Annotated in this window: 9 protein-coding genes; 4 read left to right on the top strand and 5 right to left on the bottom strand. The window is 58.4% G+C overall.

All coding sequences use genetic code 11. The features are described 5' to 3' along the window. The first annotated feature begins 214 nt into the window (after window positions 1–214). On the top strand, window positions 215–1,579 hold the full coding sequence (locus E1H13_RS09425; protein WP_169613163.1) for a hypothetical protein: 1,365 nt from the start codon (window positions 215–217) through the stop codon (window positions 1,577–1,579). Here E1H13_RS09425 and E1H13_RS09420 read toward each other — a convergent pair. Together E1H13_RS09420 and trmFO are read right to left on the bottom strand one after the other, a co-directional pair. Then, window positions 1,574–1,819, bottom strand: coding sequence for a hypothetical protein (locus tag E1H13_RS09420; RefSeq protein WP_169613162.1), 246 nt, complete (start codon window positions 1,817–1,819; stop codon window positions 1,574–1,576). The two genes, E1H13_RS09425 and E1H13_RS09420, sit on opposite strands and share 6 nt — an antisense overlap. Window positions 1,820–2,135: 316 nt before the next feature. Then, window positions 2,136–3,521: an FADH(2)-oxidizing methylenetetrahydrofolate--tRNA-(uracil(54)-C(5))-methyltransferase TrmFO gene (gene trmFO / locus E1H13_RS09415; protein WP_169613161.1), complete on the bottom strand. Its 1,386-nt coding sequence runs from the start codon at window positions 3,519–3,521 to the stop codon at window positions 2,136–2,138. A 283-nt stretch (window positions 3,522–3,804) separates the two neighbouring features. Between trmFO and E1H13_RS09410 the strand changes: the two genes are divergently transcribed. The 3 genes from E1H13_RS09410 to E1H13_RS09400 all read left to right on the top strand — a co-directional run bounded on the left by E1H13_RS09410 (window position 3,805) and on the right by E1H13_RS09400 (window position 8,265). Next, window positions 3,805–5,970 carry a family 10 glycosylhydrolase gene (locus E1H13_RS09410; protein WP_169613160.1) on the top strand — a complete coding sequence of 722 codons (2,166 nt, stop codon included), beginning with the start codon at window positions 3,805–3,807 and terminating at the stop codon, window positions 5,968–5,970. Between the two features lie 826 nt (window positions 5,971–6,796). After that, on the top strand, window positions 6,797–7,774 hold the full coding sequence (locus E1H13_RS09405) for a methyltransferase domain-containing protein (protein ID WP_169613159.1): 978 nt from the start codon (window positions 6,797–6,799) through the stop codon (window positions 7,772–7,774). A 101-nt stretch (window positions 7,775–7,875) separates the two neighbouring features. Continuing rightward, window positions 7,876–8,265 (top strand): phage holin family protein, encoded by a 390-nt coding sequence (locus E1H13_RS09400; protein ID WP_169613158.1) that lies wholly within the window; start codon window positions 7,876–7,878, stop codon window positions 8,263–8,265. 23 nt (window positions 8,266–8,288) lie between these two features. Here the strand turns inward: E1H13_RS09400 and E1H13_RS09395 are convergent, their stop codons facing one another. The 3 genes from E1H13_RS09395 to E1H13_RS09385 form a co-directional block, all read right to left on the bottom strand. Next, window positions 8,289–10,538 (bottom strand): AAA family ATPase, encoded by a 2,250-nt coding sequence (locus tag E1H13_RS09395; RefSeq protein ID WP_169613157.1) that lies wholly within the window; start codon window positions 10,536–10,538, stop codon window positions 8,289–8,291. Window positions 10,539–10,792: 254 nt separating this feature from the next. After that, a complete protein-coding gene (ltaE, locus tag E1H13_RS09390; RefSeq protein WP_169613156.1) occupies window positions 10,793–11,863 on the bottom strand; it encodes a low-specificity L-threonine aldolase in 1,071 nt (356 codons plus the stop codon). Window positions 11,864–12,159: 296 nt separating this feature from the next. Then, a complete protein-coding gene (locus E1H13_RS09385) occupies window positions 12,160–12,507 on the bottom strand; it encodes a hypothetical protein (RefSeq protein ID WP_169613155.1) in 348 nt (115 codons plus the stop codon). Window positions 12,508–12,656: the final 149 nt, after the last annotated feature.

The following is a 12,656-nucleotide window of genomic DNA, read 5'->3' as shown; positions in this document are numbered from 1 at the left end:
CGCGAAAGGTCAGACTGGGTCCCCAGCCCCCCGGCTTGGCACGGTAGAATAGCATTGCACCCTCAGGACCAGCCTGCTGAACATCCAGTCTGGACTGGCTAGTACAGGAAGGCAAAGGTAAGAAGGCAAAAGGCAGACAAGGGATCTGTCCATATTCCAGGAGTTATGCCTTTTAAGCATAACAGGGCTATTTCCGCTGTCGAGTGCTAGAGCAATGACACGATTGAACTTTGGTCCCAGACGATGGCTAGTGCCCCTGGCTTTGGTAGTGACGGGCTGCCTCAATGGCCCCTCGTCTACCTCAGAACCGCGTCAGCCATTGACCGCTAATGCCGCCTCCCCGCCAATGGACGGCGCTACCCTCTGGTACCAGGCGGCTGGGGAGGCAAATCGGGCCGCCCAGCTGGCTCAGGAGGCCTCCACTGCCGCTGAGTGGAACCAGGTGGCTCAAGCTTGGAGCCAGTCAGTGGGGCTACTCAAGGCTATCCCAGCCGATGACCCGCGCCAGGTGTTTAGCCAGCGCAAGGCCCAGGATTACCTCAGCAATTTGCAGGTGGCCCAACAACAGGCTCGCCAAGCCGGAGTTTCACGGGTGTTCCCACCCCTGGGTACAGATGTCTTTGATGAGCAGGTGAGCCTCTACCATTCCTATGTGGCGACCCTGGGGCCGCCAGATATTCTCATCCTGGGTAGCTCCCGTGCCCTTCAAGGGATTGACCCGGTAGTGTTGCAACAGGCTCTGGCGGTACAGGGCTATCCTGGCCTGCGGGTCTATAACTTTAGCGTGAACGGGGCTACCGCCCAGGTTGTAAGCTTTATTACCCGGCAATTGTTAGCACCGGATATGTATCCCCGCCTGGTGATTTGGGCTGAGGGCTCTCGGGGGTTAAATAGTGGGCGGTTTGATCGTACGTTTGCGGAAGTATTAGCGTCCCCAGGCTATGCGGCTGTACAGACGGGAGCCCGGCTGACTGTGCAAGATACCGATCAGGCAGATACTGAAGCCAGTCAACCCCAGGCAGAGACAGACCAAGGCCCTGAGACAGACGCTGACCCGGCTGCCAAAGCGGATGGCACAGTACCCGCCAGCCCGATTAACAGCCAGGGGTTCTTGGCGGTGAATGACCAGTTCAATCCGGCGGTTTACTATCAAACCTTTCCTCGGGTAAGGGGGCAGTATGACAATGCCTACCGTCCTTTTCGTTTAGAAGGTGGGGTGCAAGCCATGTCATTTGAGGCGGTGATTGATTTTCTCAGGGCAGAAAACATTCCCCTGGTCTTTGTCAATCTGCCCCTCAGTAATGATTACTTAGACCCCGTCAGAATTGGCTATGAGCGGCAGTTTCAGCAATTTCTGCAAGCACGCGCCGAGGCCATGACCCTGGTTGACCTGCTAGATGTCTGGCGATGGCAATCCCACCTGTTTGCTGATCCGAGCCATATCAATCGCTATGGCGCCCGGGAAATAGCTCGTCTGTTGGCTGAAGACGAGCGCATCCCCTGGCCGGAAGCTGACCAACCGCCCCAGGCAGACACCGATACTGACCTGGAAAACAGCCCTGGACCGGAGGCCTTATAGACCCAGCCCTTTTTTGCTGGCCTTGAGCTGTTTATAGAGCCCTTTAATCTGTTGGTAGGCCTCGTCTGGGGAAAGCTTACCCCCTGTTTGCAAGCCCGAAATATACCCTACCCGCTGGGCAAACTCTTGCAAATTAGCATTGAAGGTGAGCTGCTGAGGCGAAAACTCCCCGTAGTAGCGGCTGCGGGGATAGAGGAAATTGTCTAGCTCACGGCGATTCGAGGAATTGGAATAAGTCATAGGGCATAGGTTAGCTTTTCTTAACAGCTCTTTAATGTTTCTCTTAATCTCCCCTTAATTATAGAGAAGACCGCTGGAATGCCTACCCCCCAACACAATTCTATGGAGAGGAAAAATATGGACAAGGCTAGTGGTCTGTCAATCGTAAACTTGTAGGCTGGGTAAAACGCAGTGGAACCCAACCTGCGGGACCCTGATTTTTAGTCTTGACTCGGCACTAGGACTGCCTTGCAGAAATAAACCAGAGCCAAGTCCAGACCTGGAGTTTTGCCACAGGCAGAACTCCAGATCCTGAGCTGGACCTGGGATAGATAGCTTAGGCACTGGTCACCCAGGCGCTAGTTCCCGCGGCAATCTGATGGTTATGGCACCAGGTTTGCAGGTCGCTGAGGCCGCGATCGCGATATTGCCCATAGCGTTCTCGCTTATTGCGCACCTTGATTGGCAAGGGGGGTAAGATGCCAAAGTTGGGGGGCATGGGCTGAAAATGCTTGGGCTCGGCAGTACTAATAAAGTCTACCAGTGCTCCTAGCATTGTTGTCACCGGTAGGGCCAGGGGAGCTTTGCCCAGGGCCAGACGGGCGGCATTGGTGCCTGCCAACCAACCGCCAGCAGACGCTGCGGTGTAGCCTTCGGTACCCACTAACTGCCCGGCGGCCAACAGGGTGGGGCGGATCTTAAATTGCAGGGTAGGGTGCAGCAGTTCTGGGGAATTGACAAAGGTGTTGCGGTGCATCACCCCCATGCGCACAAACTCCGCCTGCTCTAAGCCTGGAATTAGACGAAACACGCGCTTTTGTTCCCCCCAGCGCAAATTCGTCTGAAAGCCCACCATGTTCCACAGTTGCCCCCCTTTGTCCTCCTGGCGGAGTTGCACCACGGCATAAGGCTTTTTGGCCTTGTTAGCTGGATCCTTGAAGTCCCCCAGGCGGGCATCGAACAGACCCACCGGCTTTAGCGGCCCATAGCGCATGGTGTCTTCCCCACGACGGGCCATTTCTTCGATCGGTAGACAGGCCTCAAAAAACTTGGCGGTCTCCCGCTCAAAGTCTTTCAGTTCCGCCTGTTCCGCCTGACAAAGGGCTGTCCAAAAGTGTAGGTACTGGGCCTTGGTCATCGGGCAGTTGAGGTAAGCTGCCTCTCCCCGGTCATAGCGGGAGGCCATAAACGCCACCGACTGATCGATGCTGTCGCCCACCACAATCGGGCTGGCGGCATCAAAAAAGCTCATGTAGGCCTGCCCCGTAAACCGCTGGAGGTCTTGGGATAGGGCTGGGCTAGTCAGGGGACCTGTGGTCAGCACCACAATCCCGGCGGGGGGAATTTGGCTGACTTCGTCTCGCCGTAACTCAATTAAGGGGTGCTGTTCTAGGGTTTCGGTCAGGTCGCGACTGAAGAGCGCCCGATCCACAGCCAGGGCCCCGCCAGCGGGCACCTGGTGCTGGTCGGCCTTGGCGATGACCACCGACCCCAGTTGCCGCAGTTCTTCGTGCAACAGCCCCGAAGCCCGGTCTGTCGCCTGGGCTCCAAAGGAATTGCTGCACACCAGTTCGGCCACATGCTCGCTGTGGTGGGCGGGGGATTGCCGGTGAGGTCGCATTTCATGGAGCACTACCGGTACCCCGGCCTGGGCAATTTGCCAGGTCGCCTCGGTGCCCGCTAGGCCGCCGCCAATCACATGGATGGGGTTAATGGTGCTCAAGGGAACTCCTGCTTACCTGCTTATGAGTACTCCTAACTATTGTAATGAGTAGGAGGGATCAACTCCCCTGTCCCCTGTCCCCTGTCCCCTGTCCCCTGTCCCCTGTCCCCTGTCTCCTGTCTCCTGTCCCCTGTCTCCTGTCCCCTGTCTCCTGTCCCCTGGCTCCTGAAGTCCCTAAACCCAATCGAGTTTCGACTGAGGTTAATCCTCGGCCTGCGGACTTTGCCGATGCCAAAGCCAGGCACCTATGCCACAATGGGCGCCGTATCGATCGGGTTTGGGCATGGTTAAGGCGAGTTGGGAACAGGCTCCCCTCTTGGGTACAGCATTGCTGGGGCTCAGTTTAGGCATGGGATGGAACGGCTGTCTTCTGGCCTATGCCCAGTCCGCTTACCCGACAACCCAGGCGATCGCTGACTCACCCGTCCATGGGGCACCCGAAGATGTCCTGGATCAACTGCTCCCCGACATCCTGGCCCCAGTTGCCCCTCAGCCGCCGCCGCCCCGCCCAGGACGGCGACCCAGTAACCCAGTCAGTCCCCCGCTACCGCCACCGAGTCAGCGATCGCGGCCCCCTCAACCCGCCCCTGACGCTGACCCCGCCCCTAGCCTGAGCGATCCGGCGGACCAAACCGCTCCAGCGGTGATTGACCTGCCCCCCAGCGGCCGCCCCCCCAGCCTGGTGGTCTTTTTAGCCATGCAGCAAGAGCTAAAAAATCTGGTGGGCCGACTAGAAAGCGCGCTGTTGATGGTTAACTCCCAGGAGATGCCAACCACCTTGACCCTACCCACGGAGGGCGGCGGGCTAGCCACCGCTGAGTCGATCAAGGGCAGCGGCACAGCCCCACTGATTTTGCATCCTGCCTTGACGGAGGCCCAGCAACTGTTGGCACAATGGGACGAACTGCTGGCAGCGGGGCAGCACAATACCTTGCGCGATCGCTGGGTTGCCGTGCGCGATCAACTGTGGGCCAGCTTTCCCCAGAATCCGATCGTCGACCAGGCCGAGATTCGAGCGGTCTGGCTCGATCGGGGCACCATTGTCGCGGCGCGATCGCCCGCTGGATTGGCCCAGGTGTTTGACCGGTTGGCTGCTGCTGGCATTACCACAGTTTTCTTTGAAACCGTGAACGCCGGTTACCCAATTTACCCCAGTCGGGTAGCCCCAGAGCAAAACCCCCTCACCCGCGAGTGGGATCCACTGGCGGCGGCAGTGACCTTAGCCCACCAGCGCCAGATGACCTTGCACGCCTGGGTGTGGGTGTTTGCGGCGGGCAATCAGCGGCACAATCAACTGCTAAATTTGCCCATCGACTACCCCGGCCCGCTCCTGGCTCGCCACCCGGATTGGGCCGCCTATGACAACCACGGCAACCTGATTCCCCGGGGCCAAGATAAGCCTTTTTTAGATCCGGCTAACCCTCGGGTACGCCGCTATTTAACCGAGTTGTTGACTGAAATTGTCAGCGAATACGCGGTAGATGGGGTTCATCTGGACTATATTCGCTACCCCTTTCAAGACCCTGGGGCCAACCGCACCTATGGCTATGGTGAGGTCGCCCGCTGGCAATTTCAGAGCCTGACCGGGATAGACCCAATTAATCTCAGTCCTCGCCCTGACCAGACCATACCCCGCAGCCAGCAAATTCAGCAACAGGCGCTGTGGGATCGTTGGACCGACTACCGCATTCAGCAGGTCAATTCGTTTGTCGAGACCATCGCCAGTACCCTGAAGCGCCAACGACCTAGGCTGGTGATGTCAGCGGCAGTATTTGCCAATGGGGAGCACGATCGCCAACAACGAATTCAGCAAGACTGGGGCACCTGGGCCCAGGCAGGCTACTTAGACTGGATTGTGTTGATGAGCTACGCCGCCGACACCAGCCGTTTTGATCGCCTGGTGCGCCCCTGGTTAATCAACCAAACCTTTGGGTCCACCTTAGTGATTCCCGGCATTCGCCTCCTGTCCCTCTCCAACCGGGCAGCCCTCGATCAAATCCAGGTGTCCCGGGACCTGCCCACCCCCGGTTACGCCCTGTTTGCCGCAGCCGATTTCGGGGCTGATTTCCACACCCTCTCTGCCCCCACCCCAGGGAACCCCTCCCCAACCCCTCAAACCCCCTATCAAATGGCCTTTAGCCGCTATCAGACCCTCCAGCGAGAATGGCACTGGCTACTGGCTCAACAAAAACTGTGGATGGACCGCGATCGGTTGACTCAATGGGTTGAAGCCGCCAATCGTTTAGAAGCGGAATTGCAGGCCTTGGCAGCATCCCCCTCTTTGCGCCGGTTAGAGGCGGCAAAAGCTGACTTAGCCCAGGTGCGTGCCCCCATTAGTCGTGGGGCCCTGGTGAACACGGCCAACAGTAGCTATCGCCTCCAGTCCTGGCAACATCGCTTAACCACCATTGAGCAACTCTTAAATCACGGCGATCGCAGTTCTTTATAAGTCACCATAAGTTGCTTAGCCGTAGGTTATGGCGGGTGCCAGATGGCCTGGCGATCGCCCTATCTCCGGTTGCCTAAGAAGAAAAGGAAAAACGAAAATAGAAGAACGAATAAGGAGAGAATTCAAAATTCCCCACCACCCCCATTCCCCACCTTTCTGGCCGGTGCATTGCGGCCCCAGGTTGACCGCCAATACCCAGAACCCTGACCGCTAATGCACCCTACGATTTCAATCCCAAATCCAAAGCCACCTCCCCCATTCCCCCGCCAGGACGGACACACAGGTCCGCCCCTACGCATTTGAAGAACGAAAAAAGAAGAACGAAACGGGAAAAATCCAAAATCCAAAATCCACCACCTCCCCCACTCCCCCACTCCCCCACTCCCCACCTCCCCACCTCCCCACCTCCCCACCTCCCCATCTCCCCATCCACCCATCCACCCATCCACCCATCCACCCATCCACCCATCCACCCATCCACCCATCCACCCACCTCCCCCAAGTCCCGTACTTCCCCTGAGATCAGCCAGCGACTTTCGTGAGTAAACTGTAAAGGTGACCGTAAGGTTTAGGTAAAATCCCCAGGTTTGCCCTGCCAAGGTCAAGGGGGATTGGATATTCTATTAACAAGCGCTTAAAGGCGATTTGAAACTTAACTTGAACGTCAGCTAGGCGTCTCCTGATGGGGTTTCCCCTGGTCTTTGGCCAGGGGATTTTATTTGGTAATTTTTTGGGGATCAGGTCGGCCTGATTGCTGGGGGCTCAGAAGCTTGTCACAATAGTCTAGGTTGCGAAAGGTAAACTGACTGTTCATAGGCTTAATCGCATGACATTTGTTTCTGGCTTAGGAGTCTTCGTGGTGCTGCTGGCGATCGGCATCGGCATTTACGTAGTGACGGCCCGTCGCTATCAATCCTCGGCCTCGGTGGCCCATGCCTATGATCAATGGACTGACGATGGCATTTTGGAATTTTACTGGGGTGAACATATTCACCTGGGGCACTACGGCTCCCCGCCGTGTCGTAAAGATTTTTTAGCCGCCAAAGCTGACTTTGTGCATGAAATGGTGCGTTGGGGAGGGTTGGACCGATTCCCCCCAGGCACCACAGTGCTGGATGTGGGTTGTGGGATTGGCGGTAGCAGCCGCATCTTGGCCAAAGACTATGGATTTGCGGTTACGGGGATTACCATTAGCCCTGGCCAGGTGGAGCGGGCGCGGCAGTTGACCCCAGAGGGGGTGACGGCCCAGTTTTTAGTCGATGACGCCATGGCCCTGTCGTTTCCTGATGCCAGTTTTGACGTGGTGTGGTCCATTGAAGCTGGCCCCCACATGCCTGATAAGGCGATCTTTGCCAAAGAGCTGCTGCGGGTGCTGAAGCCCGGTGGAGTGTTGGTAGTGGCCGACTGGAACCAGCGGGACGTTCGCCGCCAGCCGCTCAATGCCTGGGAGAAGCCAGTCATGCAACAATTGCTAGACCAGTGGTCTCACCCCGCTTTTGCCAGCATTGAAGGGTTTGCCGAACTGTTGGAGGCTACGGGCATGGTCCAGGGTCAGGTGACAACCGCCGATTGGTCGCAACAGACCTTGCCCTCGTGGCTGGACTCGATTTGGCAGGGCATTGTGCGACCCCAAGGGATGATTAAGTTTGGGCCGTCAGGATTAATCAAGTCTCTGCGGGAGGTGCCGACCCTGTTGCTGATGCGCCTGGCCTTTGGCACTGGCCTCTGCCGATTCGGCATGTTTCGCGCCATTAAAGCGGCACCAACCTTTGCATCGGGGGTAAGTACCCAGGATTCGGCATAACTCATCGTTAACTCATCAACTCATCTTAAGGCAGATATCAAAACCAGCGCCATGGGCGACCATAGAAGAATTGTTATTCCGTCGCTAAAGGAGATGGTTGTATGGTGCTGTATATCTTAAGTATCTTAGCCACGGCCCTATCCCTGGTTCTGGTGGATGCCATTTTCCCTGGGATGATGCTGGCTAACTTTCCAGCAGCTATGCTGGCGGCCATCGCTATCGGCATTGTGAATGGGGTGATCAAGCCGGTTCTGTTTATTCTGTCGCTGCCCATCACCATCTTGACCCTGGGGCTGTTTTCCCTGGTGGTAAATGGCATTTGTTTCTGGCTGGCCTCGGTGATTACCCCCGGTTTTTCGGTCCATGGGTTTTGGACGTTTATCGTCGGCCCAATTGTGCTGTCGGTGGCATCCACCTTTTTGAATAATCTGTTTGTGGGCCAAGCCGGTGCCAGGGCCATCCAGGACACAGCTAACACCCCTGAAAGTTAGACCCGAAAGTTAGCACCCGAAAGTTAGACCGAACAGCTGTCCCTGGCGACCACAAACGCGATCGCCGTTTGCCATCGTACGGTCTGCCCCTGTAACTGACGCTGGCAGGTTTGCTGAATCGTAGCCAGGTCTGCCTCAGCCAGGTGTAGCGCCAGCCGATCGCGGTAGCTGGGTAAGGGGCTATCCACGGCGAACCAGCGTTGCAGCAGGGCCGGGGAAATGTAGATCTGGCTAATCGTAGCCTCGACGGCCATGTCCACCGTTAACCCTGCCAGGTCCAAACTGCTGGCGAGGGTGTTTTCATCCCAGTCGAAGCGAGGATCGCTGGTGGCTGACGGCGGACCCTGGGCGGCGGGGCTGACTAAGGCGGCCTCTGCCTGCCGCCAGCGACGGACTAATCCTGGGTTGAGGGCTGTGGTATCCACCAAATCAATAATTGGTTGGCTATGGCGGGGAATGGTCTCCCCTAGGGCAATGGTTCCCCCTACGGCCAGCAGCGCTGTCAGCAGGGCACCAAACCTGTGGCGGTCCTGGGCCTGGGCAAAGGCATTGCGACCAATAATCCGATCGCAGCGTAGGCCTGGGGTATGGGCCTCTAGGGTGGTCGCGATCGCCTCTAGGTGACAGTGAACGATGATCGGCCGAGTCAGGGCGGGCAGCTGGGCCGCTTGTTCTGTTAGGGCCGCCTGGTCCTGGGCGGTGTGGGTGCGGGCAAAAACACCCCCCTCTGGCACCCGGCGCACCGCCTCCCAAGTGAGCAGCCCAGTGCGGGCATTCAAGTCCAGAATGCGGTGATGGCGTTGGGGCGGAGCCAGGGCAAATAGGCGATCGCGCAGCGCTCCCAACTGATCCCCCGCTTGGCTGAGGGTGCGCTGCAACCAGCGATCGCGGGCGGGATCCTCAGGGCTATAGGTCAAGGCCTCCGGCAAGGCCCCGCCTCCATCCACCATGGCCGCCAGTTGGGCCTCTCGCCGCCGGGCCACCTGGGCCTGGATGGTGGCTTCATAGCCCTGGTTCGAGGGCTGGTAGAACACTTTGCCCTGTAACCCCTGGGGTAAGTACTGCTGTTCAATCCAGTGGTCCCGGTAGGCATGGGGGTACAGGTAGCCCTGGCCATGGCCAAACCCCTGCTTGTCACGGTTGGCATCTCGCAGGGGGCTGGGTACCTCGGCTTCCTGCTCTTGCTCAACCCGGGCCAGGGCGTCAAAAAAGCCCATGGTACTGTTGGATTTGGGGGCCGTGGCCAGGTACAGGGTGGCCTGGGCCAGGGGATAGCGCCCCTCAGGCATGCCCACCCGGTCAAAGGCCTCGGCACAACTGGTCACCACCGTCACCGCCTGGGGGTCCCCAAGGCCAACGTCTTCGCTGGCCAGAATAATCAACCGGCGAAAGATAAACCGGGGGTCTTCGCCAGCATAGACCATGCGGGCCAACCAGTAGAGGGCAGCATCCGGGTCGGAGCCGCGCACACTTTTGATAAAGGCGCTGATGGTGTCAAAGTGGGCGTCCCCTTCCTTGTCGTAAAGGACAGCCCGTTGCTGGATCGACTCTTCCGCCACCGCCAGAGTGATGGGGATCTGCCCCTGGGCATCGGGGTCCGTGGTTTCCACCGCCAACTCCAGGGCGTTGAGCAAGGCCCGAGCGTCGCCATTGGCCACATTGACCAGGTGGTCTAGGGCGTCAGGCTCTAGTCGAATGGGGCGATCGCCATAACCCCGTTCTCGATCTGCCAATGCCTGCTCAACCACCCGATATAAATCCACCGGCTCCAGGGACTTCAGCTGAAAAATCCGGGAGCGGCTGACCAGGGCCTTGTTCACCTCAAAAAATGGGTTTTCGGTGGTGGCCCCAATCAGCACCACGGTGCCGTTTTCCACCCAGGGCAGCAGGGCATCCTGCTGGGCCTTGTTGAACCGATGCACTTCATCAATAAACAAAATTGTGCGGCGTCCATACTGTCCCCGCAGATCCTGGGCCGTGGCGATCGCCTCTCGAATATCTTTGACCCCCGCCAGCACCGCATTGAGGGCAATGAAGTGGGCACTGGTGGTATTGGCAATAATCTGAGCCAGGGTAGTTTTGCCCGTACCCGGTGGCCCAAAGAAAATCAACGATGATAACTGGTCCGCCTGGATCGCTCGCCGCAACAGTCGCCCCGGCCCCACCACCGCATCTTGACCGATAAATTCGTCCAGGGTGCGAGGCCGCAACCGCGCCGCCAGGGGGGCGTCTTGGGCGAGTTGGGTCTGGCGGTTGTGGTCGAACAGGTCCATGGGGAGTGGGGGAGTGGGAGAGTGGGGAAGTGGGGGAGTGGGGGAGGATGGGGAGATGGGGAGGATGGGGAGGTGGGGAGGTGGGGAATTTTGGATTTTGGATTTTGGACTTTGAATTCTTCCCTCTGCTGCGCACGGGCTACACCCTACGTTCTTCCCTTTTCGCTTTTCGGTTGATGTCCCTTGGGTACGCTTGCACGGCGGTACATGTCGGCCAACCATGGCTGAAACCTGTCCCCTGAAACCTGTCCCCTTTAGTGATGACTTCTGCCTGCTAACACCAAAGTACTGATCGCCTCCACCAGGCGATCTACCTGCTGGGGCTGAATCCAGTAGTGGGTGACGGCGCGCAGGGTGCGATCGCCATAGCCGCCGATGTGCAAGCCGTAATTATGGCTCAACCTGGTCACCAGCTCGGCGGGGGTAATCGCCACAGTATCTGCCAGGGCAAAGAACACCATATTGGTTTCTACCACAGTCGGGTCAATCTGAATTCCGGGGATGGTGGCTAGCCCCTGGGCCAATCGTTGGGCCAGGTGGTGATCGGCCTGCAGCCGCTGGGTCATGGTTTTTAAGGCGATGATGCCGGCTGCGGCCAGCACCCCCGCCTGGCGCATGCCGCCCCCTAACAGCTTGCGCTGGCGGCGGGCCTGGCGAATGAAATCTTCGGAGCCCACCAGTACCGAGCCGACGGGGGCACACAGCCCCTTACTGAGGCAAATGCTGGCTGAGTCAACCCATTGGGTGATGGCGGTAGGAGGCAACCCCAGGGCCGTGGTGGCATTGAACAGGCGAGCCCCATCCAGATGGGTGCTGAGTCCGTGGGCCTGGGCGATCCCGTGGATGGCAGCGAAATAGTCAGGGGCGATCGCGGCCCCATGGTTACCGCCCGAACTGTTTTCCAGCAAAATCAGCCGACTGGTGGGCAGGTGCGGGTCATCCCCCCGGATCGCCCGCTGCACCTGGGCCAGATCCATCCGCCCCCGCTGGTCGGTGGGCAGGGGACGGGGGGTAATGCCGCCCAAGACCGCCATGCCACCCGCTTCCCAACAAAAGGTGTGGGCATCCTCGCCCATGATCGCCTCGTCCCCCCGCTGGGCGTGGGTCAGGGCAGCGATCAGGTTACCCTGGGTGCCGCTGGTCACCCATACCCCGGCGGCTTTGCCCAGCATTTCAGCGGCCAAGGCTTCCAGGGCATTGACGGTGGGGTCTTCTCCATAAACATCGTCCCCCACGGTGGCCGCCGCCATCGCCGCTCGCATCTCGTCCGTGGGCCAGGTGACGGTATCGGAGCGAAAGTCAACGGAGGGATGGATGGTAGCCATAGGTCAAGCATTACTGCTGGGAAACGTTAATGTTCATTATGGCGTCAGGGAAAATTAACGTTTGATGCTATGCCGATGCATCACAGCCAGCCCCAGCTAGAACCCCGGAAGTTTGTACGGGCTAAGTTCCATCGCAGAAAGTTGCCCGGTGTTGGGTTCCACCGAGTTTCACCCAACTTACTGAACTTTACGCCACCTAGGGGGCTAAACGTATAATGATAGAAAGTGTCTAGTCCGCTTGCATAAACCGCTGGGTCAACTTTCTGTCGCTGCTGCCGGGGACAAGCCTGACCCTGTTAGTGATCAGCATTGCATTTTTGAGGGTCTATGACGCAACTGACTTCCTCTTCTTCGGGTACCTCGCCAATGCCCGCCTCTGGAGCAACCTGTGGTGAGCTTGTCGAATCCACCGGCTCACCGTGGCAGCCCTCCTGGTGGCGTTGGTTAATTTCGGCGTTGTAGGGCGAAGCCCGTGCGCAGCGTGGGACCGTCGAATAAGTCTGGCGACAGGCTTCGCCAACGAGAAACAGACCGCCGCGCTGAGGAAGAGCAACGAAGAACTGAGGAAGCAGAACGAGCGGCTCGCCGAGTTTGACTCCGCCACGCTGCGCGAAAGCATCCAAAATCGATGGATCGTTCTCCAAGCACGGTATTTACTCCTACTAAGTACACATAAGTCCTGTGAGACCCTTGTGGGCAGGGCTTTCCCTCCATCCCCCAGCCCCTTCCTCCCAAAATGGGAGAAAGGGGAGTAGAGCTTTCAAAGCCCCTCGCCCTTCTGGGAGAGGGGTTT

The sequence above is a fragment of the Nodosilinea sp. P-1105 genome, from assembly GCF_012911975.1.
Classification (GTDB): domain Bacteria; phylum Cyanobacteriota; class Cyanobacteriia; order Phormidesmidales; family Phormidesmidaceae; genus Nodosilinea.
The sequence above is the reverse complement of the archived record's forward strand: the minus strand, read 5'-3'. Positions and strand labels throughout refer to the sequence as shown.

Coding starts and splice junctions, on each gene's coding strand:
- E1H13_RS09425 (WP_169613163.1), top strand. CDS start 215: ATGACACGATTGAACTTTGGTCCCAGACGATGGCTAGTGCCCCTGGCT.
- E1H13_RS09420 (WP_169613162.1), bottom strand. CDS start 1,819: ATGACTTATTCCAATTCCTCGAATCGCCGTGAGCTAGACAATTTCCTC.
- E1H13_RS09410 (WP_169613160.1), top strand. CDS start 3,805: ATGGTTAAGGCGAGTTGGGAACAGGCTCCCCTCTTGGGTACAGCATTG.
- E1H13_RS09405 (WP_169613159.1), top strand. CDS start 6,797: ATGACATTTGTTTCTGGCTTAGGAGTCTTCGTGGTGCTGCTGGCGATC.
- E1H13_RS09400 (WP_169613158.1), top strand. CDS start 7,876: ATGGTGCTGTATATCTTAAGTATCTTAGCCACGGCCCTATCCCTGGTT.
- E1H13_RS09395 (WP_169613157.1), bottom strand. CDS start 10,538: ATGGACCTGTTCGACCACAACCGCCAGACCCAACTCGCCCAAGACGCC.
- ltaE (WP_169613156.1), bottom strand. CDS start 11,863: ATGGCTACCATCCATCCCTCCGTTGACTTTCGCTCCGATACCGTCACC.